The sequence below is a fragment of the Streptomyces lasalocidi genome (genome assembly GCF_005280215.1).
Taxonomy (GTDB): domain Bacteria; phylum Actinomycetota; class Actinomycetes; order Streptomycetales; family Streptomycetaceae; genus Streptomyces; species Streptomyces longwoodensis.
The window spans coordinates 6,160,567-6,183,142 of sequence record NZ_SZNQ01000001.1; the positions used below are offsets into that span (position 1 = coordinate 6,160,567).

At 74.7% G+C, this 22,576-nt stretch carries 19 protein-coding genes; 9 read left to right on the forward strand and 10 right to left on the reverse strand.

Annotation, left to right across the window (positions count from 1 at the left end; translation table 11 throughout):
- Positions 1-44 precede the first annotated feature (44 nt).
- The 3 genes from E4U91_RS27800 to E4U91_RS27810 all read right to left on the reverse strand — a co-directional run bounded on the left by E4U91_RS27800 (position 45) and on the right by E4U91_RS27810 (position 3,722).
- Positions 45-857, reverse strand: a complete 813-nt coding sequence (locus E4U91_RS27800) for a hypothetical protein (RefSeq protein WP_137309366.1) — start codon at positions 855-857, stop codon at positions 45-47.
- Positions 857-2,116, reverse strand: coding sequence for a VWA domain-containing protein (locus E4U91_RS27805; RefSeq protein ID WP_137309367.1), 1,260 nt, complete (start codon positions 2,114-2,116; stop codon positions 857-859). The genes E4U91_RS27800 and E4U91_RS27805 overlap by 1 nt, the downstream gene beginning before the upstream one ends.
- A gap of 100 nt (positions 2,117-2,216) precedes the next feature.
- On the reverse strand, positions 2,217-3,722 hold the full coding sequence (locus tag E4U91_RS27810; RefSeq protein WP_137311024.1) for an IucA/IucC family protein: 1,506 nt from the start codon (positions 3,720-3,722) through the stop codon (positions 2,217-2,219).
- A gap of 194 nt (positions 3,723-3,916) precedes the next feature.
- On the opposite strand from E4U91_RS27810, the gene E4U91_RS27815 reads away from it, so the two are divergent.
- Both E4U91_RS27815 and E4U91_RS27820 read left to right on the forward strand, forming a co-directional pair.
- Positions 3,917-5,446: an IucA/IucC family protein gene (locus E4U91_RS27815; protein ID WP_137311025.1), complete on the forward strand. Its 1,530-nt coding sequence runs from the start codon at positions 3,917-3,919 to the stop codon at positions 5,444-5,446.
- A gap of 20 nt (positions 5,447-5,466) precedes the next feature.
- Complete coding sequence (locus E4U91_RS27820; protein WP_137309368.1) at positions 5,467-6,372, forward strand: HipA family kinase; 906 nt, start codon at positions 5,467-5,469, stop codon at positions 6,370-6,372.
- A 60-nt stretch (positions 6,373-6,432) separates the two neighbouring features.
- Here the strand turns inward: E4U91_RS27820 and aceB are convergent, their stop codons facing one another.
- Both aceB and E4U91_RS27830 read right to left on the reverse strand, forming a co-directional pair.
- On the reverse strand, positions 6,433-8,058 hold the full coding sequence (gene aceB, locus E4U91_RS27825; protein ID WP_137309369.1) for a malate synthase A: 1,626 nt from the start codon (positions 8,056-8,058) through the stop codon (positions 6,433-6,435).
- A 185-nt stretch (positions 8,059-8,243) separates the two neighbouring features.
- Complete coding sequence (locus E4U91_RS27830; RefSeq protein ID WP_137309370.1) at positions 8,244-8,882, reverse strand: nucleotidyltransferase family protein; 639 nt, start codon at positions 8,880-8,882, stop codon at positions 8,244-8,246.
- A 267-nt stretch (positions 8,883-9,149) separates the two neighbouring features.
- Here E4U91_RS27830 and E4U91_RS27835 point away from each other — a divergent pair, with 267 nt between their 5' ends.
- The gene (locus tag E4U91_RS27835) at positions 9,150-9,437 is read left to right on the forward strand and encodes a DUF5955 family protein (RefSeq protein ID WP_330344132.1); all 288 of its coding nucleotides are present in this window, start codon (positions 9,150-9,152) and stop codon (positions 9,435-9,437) included.
- A gap of 189 nt (positions 9,438-9,626) precedes the next feature.
- On the opposite strand, the gene E4U91_RS27840 is transcribed toward E4U91_RS27835, so the two are convergent.
- The gene (locus E4U91_RS27840; protein WP_137309372.1) at positions 9,627-10,421 is read right to left on the reverse strand and encodes an IclR family transcriptional regulator; all 795 of its coding nucleotides are present in this window, start codon (positions 10,419-10,421) and stop codon (positions 9,627-9,629) included.
- Positions 10,422-10,699: 278 nt separating this feature from the next.
- On the opposite strand from E4U91_RS27840, the gene allB reads away from it, so the two are divergent.
- Together allB and alc are read left to right on the forward strand one after the other, a co-directional pair.
- Positions 10,700-12,034 (forward strand): allantoinase AllB, encoded by a 1,335-nt coding sequence (allB, locus tag E4U91_RS27845; RefSeq protein ID WP_137311026.1) that lies wholly within the window; start codon positions 10,700-10,702, stop codon positions 12,032-12,034.
- 55 nt (positions 12,035-12,089) lie between these two features.
- Positions 12,090-13,205, forward strand: coding sequence for an allantoicase (gene alc, locus E4U91_RS27850; RefSeq protein WP_137309373.1), 1,116 nt, complete (start codon positions 12,090-12,092; stop codon positions 13,203-13,205).
- 70 nt (positions 13,206-13,275) lie between these two features.
- Here the strand turns inward: alc and E4U91_RS27855 are convergent, their stop codons facing one another.
- On the reverse strand, positions 13,276-14,040 hold the full coding sequence (locus tag E4U91_RS27855) for an SDR family oxidoreductase (RefSeq protein ID WP_137309374.1): 765 nt from the start codon (positions 14,038-14,040) through the stop codon (positions 13,276-13,278).
- Positions 14,041-14,155: 115 nt separating this feature from the next.
- Between E4U91_RS27855 and E4U91_RS27860 the strand changes: the two genes are divergently transcribed.
- Complete coding sequence (locus E4U91_RS27860; protein ID WP_137309375.1) at positions 14,156-14,971, forward strand: AIM24 family protein; 816 nt, start codon at positions 14,156-14,158, stop codon at positions 14,969-14,971.
- A 58-nt stretch (positions 14,972-15,029) separates the two neighbouring features.
- Here the strand turns inward: E4U91_RS27860 and metX are convergent, their stop codons facing one another.
- Both metX and E4U91_RS27870 read right to left on the reverse strand, forming a co-directional pair.
- Entirely contained in the window at positions 15,030-16,184 is a 1,155-nt protein-coding gene (metX, locus tag E4U91_RS27865) for a homoserine O-acetyltransferase MetX (RefSeq protein WP_137309376.1), read from the reverse strand.
- Positions 16,181-17,542, reverse strand: a complete 1,362-nt coding sequence (locus E4U91_RS27870) for a bifunctional o-acetylhomoserine/o-acetylserine sulfhydrylase (protein WP_137309377.1) — start codon at positions 17,540-17,542, stop codon at positions 16,181-16,183. The genes metX and E4U91_RS27870 overlap by 4 nt, the downstream gene beginning before the upstream one ends.
- Positions 17,543-18,033: 491 nt before the next feature.
- Between E4U91_RS27870 and E4U91_RS27875 the strand changes: the two genes are divergently transcribed.
- From E4U91_RS27875 to E4U91_RS27885, 3 genes are all read left to right on the forward strand, one after another.
- Positions 18,034-19,326 carry a sensor histidine kinase gene (locus tag E4U91_RS27875; protein ID WP_137311027.1) on the forward strand — a complete coding sequence of 431 codons (1,293 nt, stop codon included), beginning with the start codon at positions 18,034-18,036 and terminating at the stop codon, positions 19,324-19,326.
- Positions 19,327-19,429: 103 nt separating this feature from the next.
- Positions 19,430-20,110, forward strand: a complete 681-nt coding sequence (locus tag E4U91_RS27880) for a response regulator transcription factor (protein WP_137309378.1) — start codon at positions 19,430-19,432, stop codon at positions 20,108-20,110.
- An 84-nt stretch (positions 20,111-20,194) separates the two neighbouring features.
- Positions 20,195-21,388 carry a cytochrome P450 family protein gene (locus E4U91_RS27885; RefSeq protein WP_174867869.1) on the forward strand — a complete coding sequence of 398 codons (1,194 nt, stop codon included), beginning with the start codon at positions 20,195-20,197 and terminating at the stop codon, positions 21,386-21,388.
- 90 nt (positions 21,389-21,478) lie between these two features.
- Here the strand turns inward: E4U91_RS27885 and E4U91_RS27890 are convergent, their stop codons facing one another.
- Positions 21,479-22,504 (reverse strand): Gfo/Idh/MocA family protein, encoded by a 1,026-nt coding sequence (locus E4U91_RS27890; protein ID WP_137309379.1) that lies wholly within the window; start codon positions 22,502-22,504, stop codon positions 21,479-21,481.
- Positions 22,505-22,576 lie beyond the last annotated feature (72 nt).

Here is a 22,576-nt window from a genome sequence, read left to right on the forward strand (position 1 = left end):
TGAGCCCTCCTGATGGTTCGTCAAATACTATGCGCAGCGGCTTGTCACGCCCCCGGCGGCACCCGGCCCGGGCGGCCCGTGCCGCGCGTGAGCACGTAGCCGCCGATGCCGGCGAGCGCGGCCAGCACCGCGCCGACGCCCGTCCACACCCAGCGGTCCGACCACCAGCCGGACGACCAGCCGCCGTCCGGCTCGATGCCCGACAGCACCGCCGTCCTCGCCGAGTCGTCGCCGTCCTTGCCGTCGCCCTGCGAGGCGACCGCGACACCCGGCACGAGCGGCTCGGCGAGCCATCCGTCGACCGCGGCCGAACCGCCGACGTCCTTGGAGTCCACCCGGACCGTCGCGTCGACCGGCCGGCCGAGGTCCGCCGTCTGCAGGCGCACCGTCGTCAGCCGCACGTAGTACGTGCCCGGCAGCGGGTCGTCGGCCCACGGCTCCGACCAGGCACGGACGGTGCGCAGCACGCACTCCACCTCGACCTCGGCCGCGCCCTGGGCCGCGGTGCGCGTCTGGGCGCCGTACTGGCACGCCTGGCGGCGGCGCAGTCCGTCGTACACGTCGACCTGCCAGGTCTGCGCCGCGTGGGACGCGGGCAGCTTGACCGTCGCCTTCACCGTGGGCCGTTCCAGCGCGTCCGCCGCGAACGACCAGTACAGGTAGTCACCCGTCGAGGCGCTCGCCGTGGCGGTGCGCCCCTGCTCGATCTCCGTCGCCGTACGGAACGACGTGCCCGCCGAGGTGGGCGCCGCGGCGTCGCCCGAGGGGCTCGCCGAAGGGGTCGAGTCGGCCGCGGCAGGACCCGCCGCCAGCCCCAGCACCAGCAGGGCCGCGCCCCACATCGTGGTCATCCGCATCAGTTGGTCCTCCAGACCGCGACACGCCAGCGCGACAGCCAGCCCCACACCAGACCCGCGAGGAAGCCGATCAGCACCAGCGCGCCGAGCAGCCACCAGCCGCGGCCGAGCCCGAACGACGCCACGTCGTCGGCCTGCGACGGGCCGTCGACCACGTCCACGGTCAGCTCGACCGGCATGCCGGGCGTGGTCTTCACCCCGGAGGCGGCCGAGAAGGAGTTGGTCACCAGCAGGCACACCGTCTCGGCCGGCGCGTCGTCGTCGGAGTCGGCCTTCGGGTAGCGCAGGCCCGTCGAGATCACGTCGGTACGGCCGCCGCCGGCCGCCTCGCCGCGCACGATCTCCCGGCCGTGCGTGGTGAACGCCCGTACCAGCAGCCCGTAGTCGGGGTTCATGGTGCGGTCCGCCGCCACGCTCACCGAGGCGCGCAGCTCCTTGCCGGGGTCGACGTCGACCCGGTACCAGCGCTGCTGGCCGAACTCCTCGCGGTCCGTGTACAGGCCCGACTTCAGCGTCGGCGCCTTCGGGCAGGAGGAACCGCCCTCGGTGGCCACCGGGGTGACCACCGGGTCGGCCGCGCGGTCCACCAACTGGTTGACCTTGTCGGTGAGGTCGTCGGTGTGCTCCACCGAGGTGTAGGTGCCGCCGGTCGCCTCCGCGATGCAGCTGAGCTGCGCCCGCATCTTGGTGTTGGGCACCAGGCCCAGGGTGTCGATGGTCAGGCCGATGCCCTTGGCGGCTATCTCGCGGGCCACCTCGCACGGGTCGAGCGGGGCGCAGGTGTCCTCGCCGTCACTGATCAGGACGATGCGCTTGGAGCCCTCGCCGCCCTCGAGGTCGTCGGCGGCCTTCAGCAGCGCCGGGCCGATCGGCGTCCAGCCGGTGGGCGACAGGGTCGCCACGGCGGCCTTGGCCTCGGTGCGGTCCAGCGGTCCCACCGGGTAGAGCTGCGCGGTGTCCTTGCAGCCCGTCTTGCGGTCGTCGCCCGGGTAGGTGGCGCCCAGGGTGCGGATGCCGAGCTGCACCTCCTCGGGCGTGGCGTCCAGCACCTCGTTGAACGCCTGCTTGGCCGCGGCCATCCGCGTCCCGCCGTCCATGTCCTTGGTGCGCATCGAGCCGCTCACGTCGAGGACGAGGTCGACCTTCGGCGCCAGGGCGGTGGTCTCGTCGGCGACCGCCCCGGCCGGGAACGCGATCCCGGACGCGAGCGCGGCGAGCAGGGCGCAGACGCCCGCCGCCAGCCGTTGTGTTCTGATCATCGGCGGATCTTATTGATCTAACGTGTCCTGCTTCAAAACGACGTCAGAACCCGGGCGTATCGACGCCGTTGGGGGACGCGGCCGGGGTCGGCCCGCCCCGTCACCCGGTCAACGGGTTCGGCACCTCGGCCCACCGGTCCCCGCCGCCTTCCGCCGACAGCCGCATCAGCGTCAACGCCTTGACGGGCAGCGGGTGTTCGCACAGCGCCGCCAGGTCCGGCGTGCGCGGCAGGTGCCGTACGGCGGACGCCAGGGCTTCGGCCAGCGCCGGCCGGCTGCCGGTCGTACCCGCCAGGGCGCCGCCGACCAGCGAGCCGAACAGCTTGCGGCGCAGGGCCGTCGGGTCGTCGGTGAGGATCCGCTCGGGCAGCTCCGGCAAGGGCACGCCGTGCCGGGCCAGCCGCGCCGGGCTCACCCGGATGTCGGCCAGGTCGCGGTAGACCAGCCGCAGCGGGGCGCCGGACGGCCCCAGCACCACCAGCAGGTTCTGCCCGTGCGCCTCCAGCGCGACACCCGTCTCCAGCAGCCGCAGGCCCACGGTCAGCGCCAGCCGGGCGAACGCGGCCGACCAGGCCGCCGAGCGCGGCAGGCCGGTGAGCGGGAGCGCGGCCACCGGCACCACGCGCTCACCCGGCCCGGCGTACCCGCCCGGCCCCTCGCGCAGGACCGCCGCCAGGTCGGGGGAGCCGGCCGCGGCCGCGCCCAGCGTACGGGTGACGTGCAGCAGACCGTCGGTGCGCGCGGCCAGGGCCTCGCCGAACACCGACAGCGTCGCCGCGCCGCTCACCGAGGCGAGGGAGATGTCCCGCACCGACGAGGTCAGCCGGGCGCTCAGCGCGGTCTTGACGTGCCGCCCGTCCGGCAGCGCCAGCGTGCGCAGGGACATCAGCGGACGGGCGGGCGGACCCGGGTCGCATGCCCGCTTCAGCACGTGGTCCGCCTGCCACGGGTGCACCGGGATCAACAAGCGTCCGCCGTCGCGCAGTTCGTCCGGCCACGCGCCCGACACCAGGCACTCGGCCTCGGGCACGGGCAGCAGCCCCAGCCGGACCACGGGCCGGTGCTCGGGCCCGTACCCGAACTGCTCGGCCACCGAGAAGCCGGGCCGAGAACGGCAGTTCGGGTGATACGGGTGCCCGTCGACCACCCGCTGCTCCCACTCCCAGTCGTGCCGCGGCCACGGGGCCGGCTCACCCGACGGCGGCTCCTGCGCGGCCCGGGACAGCGCCAGCGAGGCGACGCTGTGCCCCAGCTCGGCCGCGAAGCCCGTCCCGCGCGGCACGCCGAGCGCCGCCGTCAACCCCGCGGGATCGTCGTACACCGTCCCGGCGAGGCGTACGCCGGTGACGTAGGCGTCGGCCGCGAACGGGTCGGGGAGCGGGCCCTCCAGGAGGCGGCCGTCGGCGAGGCGCAGCGCGAGTCCGTCCCGGCCCGGTGCGCGGCCGGTGATCCAGGGCAGCGGCTCATGGGCCAGCGCCCGCCACAGCCGGGTCAGCACGGCGGCCCGCGCGCCGGGCAGCTCGGCCGCGTACCGGGGACCGAGGGCGGGGCGCAGGGCGGCCAGCTCGGCGGCGACCTCGGCCTCGGCGGTGGGGGGACGGTGCACGGTCATGCTCCTCGGGGTACGCGGACGGCGGGCCGTGACGACAGCGATACTGATCGTCCCGCCCGACGAACCGTAGAGAACGAGTGGAACGCGTGGACGTCAACCCCCCACCCGCCGACGTGGCGCACCCGCATGACCCGGCCGCCACGGCGGTCCCGGCCGAAGCCGACCCGGCCGACACGGCCGAAGCCGACATGGCTGACACGGCCGACGCGTACGCGGCCGCGCCGCTGCTGAACTGCCTGCTGCGGGAGGTTGCCGAGCCGCTGCCGCAGGAGGGTGGACGGCAGGTCCACCGGCTGCCCAGCGGACGGCTGCTGCGCGTGCGCGGCACCCGGCGGCCCGCGCTGCCCGAGGTGTACGCGGCCGGCGCCTGGCACCGCCTCGACCACCCGGAGCTGGTCAAACTGGTCGCGGAGGAGCTGCGCCGGCACACCGGCCTGTCCAACCACGAGCTGCCGGCCGAGATGCTGGACAGCCGGGCGGCCGTGGCGGCCCTGCTCGCCGCCCGCGCGCGTACCGCCCCGCCCGACGACCCCTACCTGCGCTCCGAGCAGTGCCTGCTGACCGGCCACCCGCACCACCCGGCGCCCAAGGCGCGCGGCGGCGGCCCGGCCGGCGCGTGGCTGCCGTACGCGCCCGAGGCGTACGCCCGCTTCCCGCTGGTCCTGCTGGGCGTGCGGGAGGACCAGGTCGTCGAGGAGGGCGACACCCGCGCTCTCGACGCGCTCGGGACCGCCCCGCCCGGCTACCGGCTGCTGCCCGCCCACCCCTGGCAGCTCGACCTGGTGGGCCGCGACCTGGCGCCCGCCCTCGCCGACGGACGCCTGGTCCGGCTGGGCCGGACCGATTTCCCGGTCCGGCCGACGGCCGCGATCCGCACCGTCTACGCCCCCGAACGCGACCTGTTCCTGAAGTTCAGCCTCGACGTGCGCATCACCAACGACATCCGCCGACTGTGGCGCCACGACCTGCTGAGACTGCGCCGCACGGACCAGGCGGTGGCGAGCGCCTTCGCGACGGCGGGCGGGTCCGCGGGGGCGGGGGGACGGGGGACGGGCGGGTCGGCCGCGGCCCGGCCCGGCACGGCCGGGCAAGCCGCGGCCTGGCTGAGCGACCGGGGTCACCGCACCGCCGCCTTCGCCTTCGAGGAGCTCGCCGTGCTGGTCCGCGACGGCTTCGGCGGGCACCTGCTGCCGGGCACCACGCCGCTGCTCGCGGCGGGCCTGGTCGAGGGCTTCCCGGGCAGCCCGCTCGCGGCCACGCGCGACCCCGCGGCCTGGTGGGCGGCGTACCTGTCGGCCGTGGTGCCGCCCGTGCTCGCCGCCTTCGCCGGCCACGGCGTCGTCCTGGAGGCCCACCTGCAGAACACCCTCGTCGCCGTCGACGCCGACGGCGTCCCGGCGCAGGCGCTGTTCCGGGACGCCGAGGGCGTCAAACTGCTGCCCGAGGTGTCCCGCGCTGCGGGCTGGGAGCGCCTGGTGTACTGCCTGGTCGTCAACCACCTCTGGGAGGTCGCCGCGGCCCTCGCCGAGCACCACCCGGGCCTCGACCCCTGGCCGGCCGTCCGCCGCGAGCTGGCCCGCGCGGACCTCCCCGAGGCCACCGCCCTGCTGACCGCGCCGACCCTGCCCGGCAAGACGAACCTGCTGCTGCGCTGGACGGCGGCCGACGGCGCGGCGGCCCGCTACATGCCCCTGCCGAACCCGCTGGCCGGCGGATGAGCTGAACTACCCTGGCCGGTGTGCTGCGCGACGTGACTGCTGTTCGATACGTGACCCCGCTCCGGTCCGGCGGCTCCGTCCCCGGGGTCGTCGAAGCCGACGACGACGGCACGTACGTCGTGAAGTTCACCGGGTCCGCGCAGGGCCGCAAGGCGCTCGTCGCCGAGGTGATCGTCGGGGAGCTGGCCCGCGCGCTGGGGCTGAGGGTGCCCGAGCTGGTCCTCGCCCACTTCGACCCGGCGCTCGGGGCGCACGAGCCGCACCAGGAGGTCCGCGACCTGCTGAACGCCAGCGCGGGCCTCAACCTCGGCATGGACTTCCTGCCCGGCGCCCGCGACTTCACCCCGGAGATCGCGCAGGCCTTCCCCGTGGACCCGCTGGAGGCGGGCCGGATCGTCTGGCTGGACGCGCTGACCGTCAACGTGGACCGTACGGTGCACAGCTCCAACCTGATGGTGTGGCCGACGCTCGGCACCGTCCCGCCCCGGCTGTGGCTGATCGACCACGGCGCGGCCCTGGTCTTCCACCACCGCTGGGACGCCTCGGCGCCGGAGAAGCGCTACGACTTCCGCCACCACGCCCTCGGCCTGTACGGCCCCGACGTGCGCGCCGCCGGCGCGGAGCTGGCGCCGAGGGTCACCGAGGAGCTGCTGCGGCGGGTCGTCGCCGAGGTGCCCGACGCGTGGCTCACGGGCTTCGCGACGCCCGACGAGGTCCGCGCCGCGTACGTCGGCTACCTCCACGCGCGCGTGCGGGCGTCGCAGCAGTGGCTGCCCACCGACTTCCCCGGCCCCGAGGAGCTGGCCGCCGAGAACGCCCGGCGCGCGGAGCGCAGCCGGCGGGCCCGTCCCGCGTGGCTCAAGCAGGTGCCCGACCTGCACGGCAAGCCCCCCGCGGAACAGGACTGGTCGGTGCACCTGGGGTGAGCGGGCGGGGCGCGGGCCGGCGGGAGCGGCGCTCCCCGCGGACCGCGCCCCGCCGGGCGGTCAGCCCTTGAGCTGCTCGTAGGCGGGCAGCGTCAGGAAGTCCGCGTAGTCCTCGTCCAGGGCGACCTGGAGCAGCAGGTCGTGGGCCTGCTGCCAGTGCCCGGCCGCGAAGGCCTCCGCGCCGAGTTCGGCCCGGATGTTCTCCAGTTCCTCGGCGGCGACCTTGCGGGCCAGCTCCGGGGTGGCCTTCTCGCCGTTCTCGAACTGCACGCCCGCGTTGATCCACTGCCAGATCTGGGAGCGGGAGATCTCGGCGGTCGCCGCGTCCTCCATCAGGTTGAAGATGGCGACCGCGCCGAGGCCGCGCAGCCAGGCCTCGATGTAGCGGATGCCGACCTGGACGGCGTTGACGAGACCGGCGTACGTGGGCTTCGCGTCGAGGGAGTCGACGGCGATCAGGTCGGCGGCCTCGACGCGGACGTCCTCACGGAGGCGGTCCTTCTGGTGCGGCCGGTCGCCGAGGACCCGGTCGAAGGACTCCATGGCGATCGGCACCAGGTCGGGGTGGGCCACCCAGGAGCCGTCGAAACCGTCGTCGGCCTCACGGTCCTTGTCGGCGCGGACCTTCTCGAACGCGACCCGGTTGACCTCGGGGTCCTTGCGGGAGGGGATGAAGGCCGCCATGCCGCCGATCGCGTGCGCGCCGCGCTTGTGGCAGGTGCGCACGAGGAGTTCGGTGTAGGCGCGCATGAACGGGGCGGTCATCGTGACGGCGTTGCGGTCCGGCAGGACGAACTTCTCGCCGCCGTCACGGAAGTTCTTCACGATGGAGAACAGGTAGTCCCAGCGGCCGGCGTTCAGCCCGGAGGCGTGGTCGCGCAGTTCGTAGAGGATCTCCTCCATCTCGTACGCTGCCGTGATCGTCTCGATGAGGACCGTGGCGCGGACGGTGCCCTGCGGGACGCCGAGCTGCTCCTGGGCGAAGACGAACACGTCGTTCCACAGGCGGGCCTCGAGGTGGGACTCCGTCTTCGGCAGGTAGAAGTACGGGCCCTTGCCGAGGTCGATCAGGCGCTGGGCGTTGTGGAAGAAGTACAGGCCGAAGTCGACCAGGGCGCCGGGCACCGGGCGGCCGTCGGCGTCGGCCAGGTGGCGCTCGTCCAGGTGCCAGCCGCGCGGGCGCATGACGACGGTGGCGAGTTCGTTCTCGGCGCGCAGGGCGTAGGACTTGCCGCTGCGCTCGTCGGTGAAGTCGATGCGGCGGGCATAGGCGTCGATCAGGTTCAGCTGGCCCGTGACGACGTTCTCCCAGGTCGGCGCGGAGGCGTCCTCGAAGTCCGCGAGCCACACCTTCGCCCCGGAGTTGAGGGCGTTGATGGTCATCTTGCGGTCGGTGGGGCCGGTGATCTCCACGCGCCGGTCGTTCAGGGCGGCGGGGGCGGGGGCGACCCTCCAGGACTCGTCGGCGCGGATCGCGGCCGTCTCAGGGAGGAAGTCGAGCGTGCAGGTGCGGGCGATCTCGGCGCGGCGCTCCGCACGGCGGGCGAGGAGTTCGTCACGGCGCGGCGTGAACCGCCGGTGCAGCTCCGCCACGAAGGCGAGCGCCGCGTCGGTGAGGACCTCCTCCTGCCGGGGCAGGGGCTCGGCGTCGACGATGGCCAGCGGGGACGGCGCTGGTGCGGACATGAGCTGTCACTTCCTTCAGCGGTGGCACCGGATGCCAAGAGGCACGAACGGGGACAGAAGGCACCGGATGTGCGGACGGGTGCTTCTGATCAGTGGATACTAGTTTCCTCATCGTGGAACTTCAATGGTTTGTTGATGTCGAGATTCTCCGGTTCGAGCCAAGGTGGCGCCGGGTGCCACCCCGTTCACTCAAGGTGGCCCAGGTCCGCCGCCGTGTCGATGTCATGCGGCCGGGCGACGTCACCGCACTCGACGAGGGCGATCTCCCGCTCGTGTTCGCGCAGGTAGCCGCGCGCGCCGCGGTCACCCGTCGCCGCCGCCGCGACGCCCGTCCAGTGGGCCGACCCGAGCAGCACGGGATGGCCGCGGACGCCGTCGTAGGCCGCCGACGCCAGCGACGTCCCGTCCCGCAGGGCGGCCAGCACCCGGGCCACCGCCTCGGGCCCGATGCCCGGCTGGTCCACGAGCGAGACGAGGGCGGCCCGCGCCCCCGTCCCCGCGAGCGAGGCCAGCCCGGCCCGCAGCGAGGAGCCCATGCCCTGCTCCCAGTCCGGGTTGTCCACCAGGACGCACCCGTCGAGGTCCGCCCGCTCCCGTACGGCGTCGGCGCCCGCCCCGAGGACCACGTGCACGCGCGCGAGGCCGGCCGCGCACAGGACGCCCACCGCGTGCTCCACCAGGGGACGGCCCCGGTGGACGAGCAGCGCCTTGGGCCGGCCCCCCAGGCGCCGTCCCCCGCCGGCCGCGAGGAGCAGCCCGACGACGGGCCCGGCGGTCTGCTCCGCCGGGTGAGCCCCGGCGTCGGGGTCTTGTGTGCGAGTCATGGGTCCTGCATACCCGACCGCGGTGCCCGTCCGGGTGGGGCGGCTCCGGCGCGCGGCGCGCCGCGCTCACGCACGGCTGAATTTCCGTCCCCCCTGTGGCGCGGTGGGGCGCGGTGGCGTTTACTGACCCGCGTCCCCACGGCGTCCGGCCACGGTCTGGGGACGGCGAGGGCCTGTCCGACGGGCCCCGGGGGAACACGACGGACCGGCGCACGACGGCGTGCGAGGGGGGAAGCTGTGTTGCGGAGCTTGGGGCAGAGGCGGCCAGTGACCGGCAGCGAGGACGATCCCCGGGTGACGGGGCTGAGAACGGCGGTGTCCCGGCTGCGCCGCGAACTCGCCGCGCTCCCCGCCGAGTTCCCGGATCGCGCGATAGCCGAGGACGAGCTCGCCGCCCTGGCCGCGATGGCCACCCACGGTGTGCCCGAGGTGCCCCGCCTGCGCGGCTCGCTGCTGCTGATCGCGGGCGCGATCGGCTCGGTCAGCGCCCTCGCGGGCGGACTGTCGGACGTGCGCCACGCGGTCGAACTGTTCGGCGAATCGCCGCGCCGCTGACGCGAGCCGCCGTGCCGGTGACGTGTGCCGCCGCGCCACTGACGCCGGCCCTCGCGCCGGCGACGCGTGCCCCCGCGCCGCTGACGTGCGCCGTCGCGCCGCTGACGTGTGTCCCCGGGCCGCCGACGCGTGCCCCCGCGCCGCTGACGCGTGCCGCTCGGCGTGCGCCGTGGGCCCGCGGCCCGTCGTTCACGCCTGGTTCTGGCTCACCAGTGCCGTGGACAGCTCCCCGGCGATCTGCTGGAGCACGGGGACGATCCGCTCCGTGGCGGCCTCGGTGACCCGGCCCGCCGGACCCGAGATGGAGATGGCCGCCGCGGTGGGGGCGTCGGGGACCGGCACGGCGAGGCAGCGCACGCCGATCTCCTGCTCGTTGTCGTCGACCGCGTAGCCGGCCCGGCGGACCTCCTCCAGCGCCGCCAGGAAGCCCTCCGGCGTGGTGATGGTCTTCTCGGTCGCGGCCGGCATGCCGGTGCGGCCGAGCAGGGCGCGCACCTCCGCGTCGGGGAAGTCCGCGAGCAGCGCCTTGCCGACGCCGGTGGAGTGCGGCAGGACGCGGCGGCCGACCTCGGTGAACATCCGCATCGAGTGCTTCGACGGCACCTGCGCCACGTACACGATCTCGTCGCCGTCGAGCAGCGCCATGTTGGCGGTCTCGCCGGTCTCCTCGACCAGCCGCGCCAGGTACGGCCGCGCCCAGGTGCCGAGCAGCCGGGACGCCGACTCGCCGAGCCGGATCAGGCGCGGCCCGAGCGCGTACCGCCGGTTGGCCTGCTGGCGGACGTAGCCGCAGGCCACGAGGGTGCGCATCAGGCGGTGGATGGTCGGCAGAGGCAGCCCGCTGCTCGCGGACAGCTCGCTCAGCCCGACCTCGCCCCCCGCGTCGGCCATCCGCTCGAGCAGGTCGAAGGCGCGCTCGAGGGACTGCACGCCTCCGGCGGCGGACCTGGCGGAGTCGGTGGTGCTGGCGCTGGACGTCGGCACGGCGCGTTCCTTTCGGGCACGGGCGGGGAGGGCAGAAGCCTACCCGCCGGTCGCTTGACTGCCCGCTTGTGCGTAACTACGTTCTGCTGGTTGGAATTCTAATTCCGCTTTGTGGAAACGTCCAGACTGTCGGCCGTGGGTGCACTGTGGAGGAGTGTGCCCTTGACGGCGGATGGACGGGAGTGAAGACTCCTTCAACAGAAAGTTGAATTCCGTTACGTGGAAGTGAACCCCGTGTTACGGAGAGAGGGGTCCCGGTGTCCGAGGCTCGACCGGCGCTGTCCGACGCCGACCTGGTGCTGCGCTCCACGCGCGTCATCACCCCGGAGGGGACGCGCGCCGCCTCGGTGGCCGTCACCGCCGGTACGATCACCGCCGTCCTGCCGTACGACGCGGACGTACCGGCCGGGGCCCGGCTCGAGGACGTCGGCGACGACGTGCTGCTGCCCGGCCTCGTCGACACCCACGTGCACGTCAACGACCCGGGCCGCACCGAGTGGGAGGGCTTCTGGACCGCCACCCGCGCGGCCGCCGCCGGCGGCATCACCACCCTGGTCGACATGCCGCTCAACTCCGTGCCGCCCACCACCACCGTCGACCACCTGCGCACCAAGCAGCGGGTGGCCCGCGACAAGGCCCACGTCGACGTCGGCTTCTGGGGCGGGGCCCTCCCCGACAACGTCAAGGACCTGCGCCCGCTGCACGACGCCGGAGTGTTCGGCTTCAAGGCCTTCCTGTCGCCGTCCGGCGTCGACGAGTTCCCCCACCTCGACCAGGAGCAACTCGCCCGGTCCCTGGCCGAGATCGCCGGCTTCGACGGCCTGCTCATCGTGCACGCCGAGGACCCCCACCACCTGGCCGCGGCCCCGCAGCACGGCGGCCCCCGGTACGCCGACTTCCTCGCCAGCCGGCCCCGCGACGCCGAGGACACGGCGATCGCCGCGCTCGTCGCCCAGGCCCGGCGCCTGAACGCACGCGTGCACGTGCTGCACCTGTCCTCCAGCGACGCCCTGCCGCTGATCGCGCGGGCCAGGGCGGACGGCGTGCGCCTGACGGTGGAGACCTGCCCGCACTACCTCACCCTCACCGCCGAGGAAGTCCCCGACGGCGCCAGCGAGTTCAAGTGCTGCCCGCCGATCCGCGAGGCCGCCAACCAGGACCTGCTGTGGCGGGCGCTGGCCGACGGCACGATCGACTGCGTGGTCACCGACCACTCGCCCTCGACGGCCGACCTGAAGACCGACGACTTCGCGACCGCCTGGGGCGGCATCTCCGGCCTCCAGCTCAGCCTCCCGGCCATGTGGACCGCGGCCCGCGCGCGCGGGCACGGCCTGGAGGACGTGGTCCGCTGGATGTCGGCCCGCACCGCCGCCCTGGTGGGCCTGGACGGCCGCAAGGGCGCCATCGCGCCGGGCCACGACGCCGACTTCGCCGTCCTCGCCCCCGACGAGACCTTCACCGTGGACCCGGCGGCCCTCCAGCACCGCAACCGCGTCACCGCGTACGCCGGCCGGACGCTGTACGGCGTCGTGCGGTCCACCTGGCTGCGCGGCGAACGCATCGTCGCGGACGGCGACTTCACCGAGCCGAGGGGCCGCCTGCTGACCCGCTGACCACCCACCCGCCCAGACCCGCACCGGCCGACTCCGAGAGGAATCCCTGATCACCGTGACGGCGATACCCAGCTTCACCGGCGACGCGCAGCCCTACGGCGGTGGCGACCCGTACGCGGACTACCGCACCGCCGACTTCCCCTTCACCCGGTTCACCGACCTCGCCGACCGCCGGCTCGGTGCCGCCGTCATCGCCGCCGCCGACGAGTTCTTCGCCCAGCGCGAGAACCTGCTGCTGCCCGGGCGGGCCGAGTTCGACCCCGAGCACTTCGGGCACAAGGGCAAGGTCATGGACGGCTGGGAGACCCGCCGGCGCCGCGGCGTGTCCGCCGAGCACCCCTGGCCGGCCGAGGACGACCACGACTGGGCGCTGGTGCGGCTGGGCGCGCCCGGCGTGGTCCGCGGGATCGTCGTCGACACGGCCCACTTCCGCGGCAACTACCCGCAGGCCGTGTCCGTCGAGGCCACGTCGGTACCGGGCTCCCCGTCACCGGAGGACCTGCTCGGCGACGACGTCAAGTGGACCACCCTCGTCCCGCGCACCCCGGTCGGCGGCCACGCGGCGAACGGCTTCGCCGTCCGCACCGAGCAGCGCTTCACGCACCTGCGCGTCGTCCAGCACCCCGACGGCGGCATCGCCCGCCTGCGCGTGTACGGCGAGGTCGTGCCCGACCCCGCGTGGCTGGCGGTGCTCGGCGCCTTCGACGTGGTCGCGCTCGAGAACGGCGGCCAGGTCGAGGACGCCTCCAACCTCTTCTACTCGCCCGCCTCCAACACCATCCAGCCGGGCCGCTCCCACAAGATGGACGACGGCTGGGAGACCCGCCGGCGCCGCGACCGGGGGAACGACTGGATCCGCTACCGGCTTGTGGCGCAGGCCGAGATCCGCGCCCTGGAGATCGACACCGCGTACCTGAAGGGCAACAGCGCGGGCTGGGCGTCGGTGTCCGTGCGGGACGGCGAGGACGGACCCTGGCAGGAGGTCCTGCCGCGGACCCGCCTCCAGCCCGACACCAACCACCGCTTCGTCCTGCCGACGCCCGCGGTGGGCACCCACGCGCGCGTGGACATCTACCCGGACGGCGGCATCTCCCGCCTGCGCCTGTTCGGTTCCCTGACCGAGGAGGGCACGGCCCGCCTCACGGCCCGGCACCAGGAGCTGGGCGGCTGACCCGCGCGGCGCCGGACCCGGGGCGGGGTGCGCGGACCGGACACCCGCCGCGCACCCCGCCCCGCCGGTCCTACGCCGCGTACCCGCCGTCCACCGCGAACTCCGCGCCCGTGACGTAGTCCGCCGACGCCAGGTACGCCACCAGGCCGGCCACCTCGTCGGCGGTGCCGAAGCGGCCCAGCGCGGTCACCGCCGCCTGGCCGTCCGCGAACGGCCCGTCCGCCGGGTTCATGTCCGTGTCGATCGGCCCCGGGTGCACGACGTTCGCCGTGATCCCGCGCGGCCCCAGCTCCCTGGCCAGGGCCTTCGTCAGGCCGACCAGCGCGGACTTGCTCATCGCGTAGAGCGTCGCGCCCGGCGCCGGCACGCGCTGCGCCAGGCAGCTGCCGATGGTGACGATCCGCCCGCCGCGCTCCATGCGGGCGGCCGCCGCGCGCGTGGTGAGGAACACCCCGCGCACGTTCACGGCGAGCACCCGGTCCACGTCGGCGAGCGTGGGGCCGTCCAGCGGGCCGACCGCGCCGACGCCCGCGTTGTTCACCAGCACGTCCAGGGTGCCGAAGTGCCGGGCCACGCGATCGACGGCGTCCGCCGCCTCACCGGCGTCGGCGGCGTCCGAGCGCACCGCGAGGGCCCGCCGGCCGAGCGCGCCGACGCGCCGTACGACGTCCTCGGCCTCCTCCTTGCCGTTCACGTACGTCACGGCGACGTCCGCGCCGTCGCGGGCGAGCCGCAGGGCGGTGGCCGCGCCGATGCCCCGGCTGCCGCCGGTCACCAGGGCCACCTTGCCGTGCAGGGGGGTGGGGGTCTTGTCGGATGCGTGCGTCGTGGTCATGGGTCCATCCCAGCCGCCGCGGGCCGGGGACGCTGGCGGCGAACGGACGCCGACCTGCGGACACCGTCGTCGGCCCGGCCGGAACTCTTTCCTCCGTCCGGCTCGTTCTCCCCGTGTGACACTTCAGCAAGAGATCGTCGGCAACGCCATGCAGATGGTGGTCGTCTCCCTGCAGCCCGGTCAGACGGTGTACTGCGAGGCGGGCAAGTTCCTGTTCAAGACGACGAACGTGACCATGGAGACCCGCCTCGGCGGCCCGTCGGACCGCGGCGGGCAGCAGCAGGGCGGCGGCTCCGGCGGCATGGGCGGCCTGCTGCGCCAGGCGATGGGCACGGCCATGCAGGCCGGCCAACGCGCGCTGGCCGGCGAGTCGCTGGCCTTCCAGTACTTCACCAGCCGGGGCGGCGAGGGCACCGTCGGCTTCGCGGGCGTGCTGCCGGGTGAGATGCGGGCGCTGGAACTGGACGGCACGCGGGCGTGGTTCGCCGAGAAGGACGCGTTCGTGGCCGCCGAGTCCACCGTCGACTTCGGCATCGCCTTCCAGGGCGGCCGTACCGGCATGAGCGGTGGTGAGGGCTTCGTCCTGGAGAAGTTCACCGGCCGCGGCACGGTGGTCATCGCCGGCGCGGGCAACTTCATCGACCTGAACCCGGCCGACTTCGGCGGCCGCATCGAGGTCGACACCGGCTGCGTCGTCGCCTTCGAGGAGGGCATCCAGTACGGCGTCCAGCGCGTCGGCGGCCTCAACCGCCAGGGCCTGATGAACACCGTCTTCGGCGGCGAGGGCCTGTCCCTGGCCACCCTGGAGGGCAACGGCCGGGTCATCCTCCAGTCCCTCACCATCGAGGGCCTGGCCAACGCCCTGAAGAAGGCGCAGGGCGGCGACAAGCAGGGCCCGACGGGCGGCCTGTTCTCCACCCACGCGGGCTGACGGGCGGGCCCGCGGGCGCCCCGCCCGGACCCGCAGCCGGGGGGGCGTCCGGCTCCCGTCAGGCGAGGAGTTCGCCCACCAGCGCGGCCACCTGGTCCGTCTCGATCAGGAAGCCGTCGTGGCCGTACGGCGACGAGATCAGGCGCAGGGCGTCCGACGAGGGGACGGCCGCGGCCAGGTCCGCCTGCTGGGACGGCGGGTAGAGCCGGTCGGAGTCCACCCCGGCCACCAGCGTGCGGGCGGTCACCCGGCGCAGGGCCGCGCGCACCCCGCCGCGGCCCCGGCCGACGTCGTGGCTGTTCATCGCCTCGGACAGCACGACGTAGCTGCCCGCGTCGAAGCGGTGGGCCAGCTTGGCCGCCTGGTGGTCGAGGTAGGACTCGACCTGGTAGCGGCCGCCGGCCCACGGGTCCTCCTCGGCCTGCGCCGAGCGGCCGAAGCGGACCTGGAGCTCCGGCTCGCTGCGGTAGGTGACGTGGGCGATCCGCCGGGCCAGGCCAAGCCCGGCCCCGGGCCCCTCGCCGCTGCCGTGGTAGTCGCCGCCGTGCCAGTGCGGGTCGGAACGGATCGCCCGCACCTGGAGCGAGGCCCACGCGATCTGCTCGGCGCTCGCCGCGGCGGTGGTCGCCAGCAGCAGCAGCGCCCCGGTGCGCTCGGGGTACCCCACCGCCCACTCCAGCGCCCGCATCCCGCCCATGGACCCGCCGACCACCAGCGCCCAGCGGTCGATGCCCAGCGCGTCGGCCAGTCCCGCCTCGGCCGCGACCTGGTCACGCTGCGTCAGGAACGGGAAGGCACCGCCCCAGGCCCGGCCGCCGGGACGCGCGGAGGACGGCCCGGTGCTGCCCTGGCAGCCGCCCAGCACGTTCGGCGCGACGACGAAGAAGCGGTCGGTGTCCAGCGCCAGGCCGGGCCCCACCAGCCCGTCCCACCAGCCGGGCGTGGGGTGACCCGGCCCGGCGGGACCGGCGACGTGGCTGTCACCGGTGAGGGCGTGCAGCACGAGGACGGCGTTGGACGCGTCCGGCGCGAGCCGCCCCCACGTCTCGAACGCCAGTCGTACGCCGGGCAGTTCACCGCCCGCCTCCAGGGCGAGGGGCGCCGGGTGCGCGTACCACCGGCGGCGCCCCGGCGGGTCCCCCTCCCGCCAGGCGCCCGTGGCCGGCGGTAAGGGGCCCCCGCGGGGCGTTGCCGACGGCAGGACGGTGCTCAGGACGCGCCCTTCGCCGCGCGGAACCCGGCCTCCAGGTCGGCCTTCAGGTCCGCGAGGTTCTCGATGCCGACCGACAGCCGGACCAGGCCGGGGGAGGTGCCGGTGGCCGCCAGCTGCTCCTCGTCGAGCTGGCTGTGCGTCGTGGACGCCGGGTGGATGATCAGACTGCGCACGTCACCGATGTTGGCGAGGTGGCTGAACAGCTCCACGGCGTCCACGAACCGCTTGCCCGCCTCCACGCCGTCGCGCAGCTCGAACGAGATGATCGCGCCCGCCCCGCGCGGCAGGTAGCGCTGCGCCGCCTCGTACCACCGGTTGGACGGCAGTCCCGGGTAGTGGACGGCGGCGACCTCGTCGCGCTGCTCCAGCCACTCGGCGATCGCCTGCGCGTTCGCCGAGTGCCGCTCGATGCGCAGGCTCAGCGTCTCCACGCCCTGCAGCAGCAAGAAGGCGGAGTGCGGTGAGAGGGCCGGGCCCAGGTCGCGCAGCAACTGCACCCGCAGCTTGACGGCGAAGGCACCCGGGCCGAGCGCCGGCCAGTACCGCAGACCGTGGTAACTCGGATCCGGCTCGGTGAAGTCGGGGAACCGGTCCGCGTGCGCGCCGAAGTCGAAGGTGCCGCCGTCCACGACCACACCCGCGATCGCCGTGCCGTGCCCGCCGAGGAACTTCGTCGCCGAGTGCACGACGATGTCCGCGCCGTGCTCGATGGGCCGCAGCAGGTAGGGGGTGGGCACCGTGTTGTCGACGATCAGCGGCACGCCCGCCCCGTGCGCCACGTCCGCGACCGCCCGCACGTCCAGCACGTTGCCGCGCGGGTTGCCGAGGCTCTCGGCGAACAGCGCCTTGGTGTTCGGCCGGATCGCCGCCCGCCACGCCTCAGCGTCGTCGGGGTCGTCGACGAAGGACACCTCGATGCCGAACTTCGGCAGGGTGTGCCGGAAGAGGTTGTAGGTGCCGCCGTACAGCGAGGTGCTGGAGACCACGTGGTCGCCCGCGCTCGCCACCGTGAGGAGCGCCAGGGTCTCCGCGGCCTGTCCGGAGGCCAGCGCCACGGCCGCGACCCCGCCCTCCAGCGCGGCGACGCGCTGCTCGAAGACGTCCTGGGTGGGGTTGTGGATACGGGTGTAGATGTTGCCGGGCTCGGCGAGCGAGAACAGGTCGGCCGCGTGCTGGGTGTCGCGGAAGACGAACGACGTCGTCTGGTAGATGGGCGTGGCCCGGGCGCCGGTCACCGGGTCGGGCGCGGCCCCCGCGTGGATCTGCTTGGTCTCGAACGACCAGGCCGAGGTGTCGGGCCCGGCGGGCGGCTCGTCGGGGGTGTGGCCGGCGGTGACGGAGTCGATGGGCTGGCTCATGGTGGTGCTCCCGGTACGGAGGGTGATCACGGATGGCGTACGAAGAGAAGGAGGAGGGAGGGGACGGGGACGCGCGCGTGCGGGGCCGCAGGACGGCGCACCGGCCGGCCCTCACGAGGCAGCGGTCGGTACGGCGGGGAAGCGGTGCGGCGGTGAAGCCGGGGGAAGGAGCCGGAGCGCGGCGTCAGCTCGCGGCGGAACAGCCCGTGGTGGTGACACGCACGTAATCGACGTGGCGGCGGGTCACGAGCACGGTCATGGCATCAGACAACCACAGGTCCGCGCCCGCCGCACCGACCTGGACAGGACGTCTCATGTTCTGGGACGCCGGTCGGACGCCCCTCGCCGGGCACGGGCGCGTGACGCCGACGCGCCGAAGGATGACGGCCCGTACGACTTTCGTCCCCGATGTGCCGCCGGGAGCCGACCGTCGGCCCGGGCCGATGTGCCCCCGGCCCGCCGCTGACTACATTCACCCCGTGACGCAGCACATGGACACCGCCGTACCGCCCGCGCCGGCCTTCCCGGCGCGCCGGTGGCTGCTGCCGTCGGCGCTCGCGGGTGAACTCGACCCGGACGCCGGGCGGGATGGACGCCGGCCGCGGCGCACCGTGCGCGACTGGCTGGTGGACTCCTCCTGCTTCCTGCTGGCCGTCTTCGTCGGGCTGCTGGCGGCCGACGGGGTGACGGACAACCCGCACGTCCCGCACTCCCTGGCCGTCCTCGACCAGGTGATGGGTGTCCTGGCCTGCGCGGCCGTCTGGCTGCGCCGGCGCCGGCCGGTGGAGCTCGCCGCCGTGCTGGTCCTCGCCGGCTTCGTCTCCGACACCGCGGGCGGGGCCACGCTGATCGCGCTGTTCACCCTCGCCGTGCACCGGCCGTTCCGGTACGTCGCCTGGATCGGCGGTGTCAGTCTGGCCCTCGTCCCGCCGTACTACCTGTGGCGCCCGGACCCGGACGTGTCCTACCCGGCGGCGGTCGCGTTCATCGTCGTGCTCACCGGCGCCGTGCTCGGCTGGGGCATGCTGGTGCGGGCCAAACGGCAGCTCATGCTGAGCCTGCGGGACCGCGCCCGGCACGCCGAGTCCGAGGCCCGGCTGCGCGCCGAACAGGCCCAGCGGCTGGCCCGCGAGGCCATCGCGCGCGAGATGCACGACGTGCTCGCGCACCGGCTGACCCTGCTCAGCGTGCACGCCGGGGCGCTGGAGTTCCGGCCCGACGCGCCCCGCGAGGAGGTCGCCCGCGCCGCCGGGGTCATCCGGGAGAGCGCCCACGAGGCGCTGCAGGACCTGCGGGAGATCATCGGCGTCCTGCGCGCCGGACAGCCCGACGACGCCGGCCGCCCCCAGCCCACGCTCGCCGGGCTGGACGCGCTCGCCGCCGAGTCCCGCGACGCCGGCACGGAGGTGGTCCTCGACGTCCACGTCGCCGACCCCGCCGCCGTCCCCGCGTCCACCGGCCGCACCGCCTACCGCATCGCCCAGGAGGGCCTGACCAACGCCCGCAAGCACGCCCCCGGCAGCGAGGTCACGGTGACCGCGACGGGCGCGCCGGGACGGGGGCTCACCCTGACCGTGCGCAACCCGGCCCCCGAGGGGGAGGTGCGTCCGGTGCCCGGCTCGGGACAGGGCCTCATCGGCCTGGCGGAACGCGCCACGCTCGCCGGCGGCCGGCTCACCCACGGCCCCACGCGCGGCGGCGGCTTCGAGGTACGCGCGTGGCTGCCCTGGACCGGACCGGCCGGCGCGGCGGAGGACGTGCCGGCCCGGGAACCCGACGCGTGAGCGGGGCGAGCCACGCCGGTGCCCGGCCGGCTTCCGACCGGCGGGGGCCCGTACACCGACGGAACGCCCCGGCGGCCGCGACCGCCGTGATGACATGGGGACCATGACCGCGATCAGAGTGCTCCTCGTCGACGACGACCCGCTCGTGCGGGCCGGGCTGGCCCTGATGATGGGCGGTGCCGACGACATCCGGATCGTCGGCGAGGCCGGCGACGGCGACGCGGTCGAGGACCTGGTCGCCCGCACCCGCCCCGACGTCGTCCTGATGGACATCCGCATGCCCGCGGTGGACGGCCTGACGGCCACTCAGCGGCTGCGCCGCCGCCCGGACGCCCCGCAGGTCGTCGTGCTCACCACGTTCCACGCCGACGAACAGGTGCTGCGGGCCCTGCGCGCGGGCGCCGCCGGGTTCGTCCTCAAGGACACCCCGCCCGCCGAGATCATCGACGCGGTGCGCCGGGTCGCGGCCGGCGACCCCGTCCTGTCGCCGGCCGTCACCCGGCAGTTGATGGCGCACGTCGCCGGCGCGTCGGCCGACACCCGGCGCGCACGCGCGCGGACCCGCGTCGCCCTGCTGAACGACCGCGAGCGCGAGGTCGCCGTCGCCGTCGGCCGGGGCATGGCCAACGCCGAGATCGCCGCCGGGCTGTTCATGAGCGTCGCCACCGTCAAGACCCACGTCTCGCGCATCCTCGCCAAGCTCGACCTCAACAACCGCGTGCAGATCGCGCTGCTCGCGTACGACGCGGGCCTCCTCGACGAAGGCGCGGCGAACGGGCACTGACGGGACGTCACACGCGTTGGAGGAATGAGCGAGAGGCGAGGCGGGTACGGACGGCGAAGGCCGAGGCGGAGGGGGAGGACGGCGATGACCGAGGTGGTCGACCTGGGCGACCGCGGCGAGGAACTGCGCAAGGACCCGCACCCGCTGTACGCCCGGCTGCGGGAGCGCGGGCCGGTGCACCGGGTGCGCCTGCCCGGCGGCGACGGCTTCTACGAGACCTGGCTCGTCGTGGGGTACGAGGAGGCGCGCGCCGCGCTCACCGACCCGCGGCTGATCAAGGACAGCGAACGGCTCGGGATGCACTTCCTGGACGTGGAGACCGTCGGCAAGCACCTGCTGATCAGCGACCCGCCGCAGCACACGCGCCTGCGCTCGCTGGTCTCGCGCGCGTTCACGGTGCGCCGCGTGGAGGAACTGCGCCCGCGCGTCGAGCGCATCACCGGCGACCTGCTCGACGCGATGCTGCCCCGCGGCCGCGCCGACCTCGTGGAGTCCTTCGCCTATCCGCTGCCCCTCACCGTGATCTGCGAGCTGCTGGGCGTCCCGGAGATCGACCGCGCCGCGTTCCGCGCGATGTCCACCGCGATCGTCGCGCCCACCGACGCCGACAGCGAGGGCGACGCGCTGGTCCGGCTCGGGGAGTACCTCACCGAGCTGATCGAGGACAAGCGCTGTGCCGGACCGGGCGGCGACCTGCTGAGCGACCTGATCCGCACCACCGCCGAGGACGGCGACCGGCTGTCCGTCGAGGAACTGCGCGGCATGGCGTTCCTGCTGCTCGTCGCGGGACACGAGACCACGGTCAACCTCATCGCCAACGCCGTGCACGCCCTGCTCACCCACCCCGCGGACGTGGCCGCCGTGCGCGCCGACCCGGCCCTGCTCGACGGGGTGGTCGAGGAGACGCTGCGCTGGGAGGGGCCGGTGGAGAACGCGACGTACCGGTTCGCCGTGGAGCCCGTGGAGATCGCCGGTGTGACCATCGGCAAGGGCGACCCGGTGCTGATCGGCCTGGCCGCCGCCGGCCGCGACCCCGCGCGCTTCGCCGACCCGGACCGCTACGACATCGGCCGCGACACGCGCGGGCACCTCGCCTTCGGCCACGGCATCCACTACTGCCTGGGCGCCCCGCTGGCCCGCCTGGAGGCCCGCACCGCCCTGGGCGCCCTGCTGGAGCGCGCCCCCGCCCTCGCCTTCGACGGCCCGCCCCCCGACACCTGGCTGCCCGGCATGCTGATGCGGGGGCGGCGGGGGCTGCCGGTGCGGTGGACGCCCTGAGCGCTCGTGCAGCATGTTGATCGGGAGGACGACGAGGAAGTACAGGGCGGTGGCAGCGACGCCAGGACCCCCGACCGGGTCGTCCCCGGCTCAGCCCAGCCCCGTCGGCTCCGGTGCCCCCGGGACCTCCCGCAGGGACACCGGGCGGTGCTCGCGGTGGGACAGGGCGCAGGCCTCGGCGATGCGCAGGGCCTGGAGGGCCTCGCGCCCGTCGCAGGGGTTGGCGCGCTCGCCCCGGACCACCTCGATGAACGCGGCGAGCTCGGCCTCGTAGGCGGGGGCGAAGCGCTCCAGGAACCCGGCCCAGGGCTTGTCCGCGGCGGGCGGGCCGGTCGGCTCCGTCGACGCGATCGGGGTGCGGTCGTCCAGGCCCACGACGATCTGGTCCCGTTCCCCGGCGAGTTCCATGCGCACGTCGTACCCGGCGCCGTTCATCCGGGTCGCCGTGGCGGTGGCGAGCGTGCCGTCGTCGAGGGTGAGCACCACGGCCGCCGTGTCGACGTCCCCGGCCGCCCGGAACACCGGGGGTCCCGCGTCGGACCCGGCGGCGTAGACGTCCGCCACCTCGCGCCCGGTCACCCAGCGCAGCGCGTCGAAGTCGTGGATCAGCGCGTCCCGGTAGATCCCGCCGGACACCGGCAGCCACTCGGGCGGCGGCGGCGACTGGTCGGACGTCACCGCCCGCACGGTGTGCAGCCGCCCGAGCCGTCCCGAGCGCACCGCCTCGCGCGCCCCCGTGTAGCCGGCGTCGAAGCGGCGCTGGAAACCCATCTGCAGCACGGTCCCGGCGGACTCGACCTCCGCGATGGCCTGCAGGGTCCCGGGCAGGTCCAGGGCGATCGGCTTCTCGCAGAAGACCGGCAGCCCGGAGCGGGCCGCCCGGCCGATCAGGTCGGCGTGGGCGGACGTCGAGGTGGTGATCACCACGGCGTCGACGCCCCACCGGAAGATCTCGTCCACCCCCGGTGCCGCCGTCTCGCCGAGGCGCAGCGCGACGTCCTGCGCCCGCGCCGGGTCCGCGTCCGTCAGGATCAGCGACCCGACCTCGCGGTGGCGGCTGAGCGTGTTCGCATGGATCGTGCCGAGGCGGCCCGTCCCGATGACCCCGATGCGCATGGAATCAAGGTGCGGTCGCACCCCGCACGCTGTCAATGCGTATGTCCGGACAATCGGACTACACAACTTCCC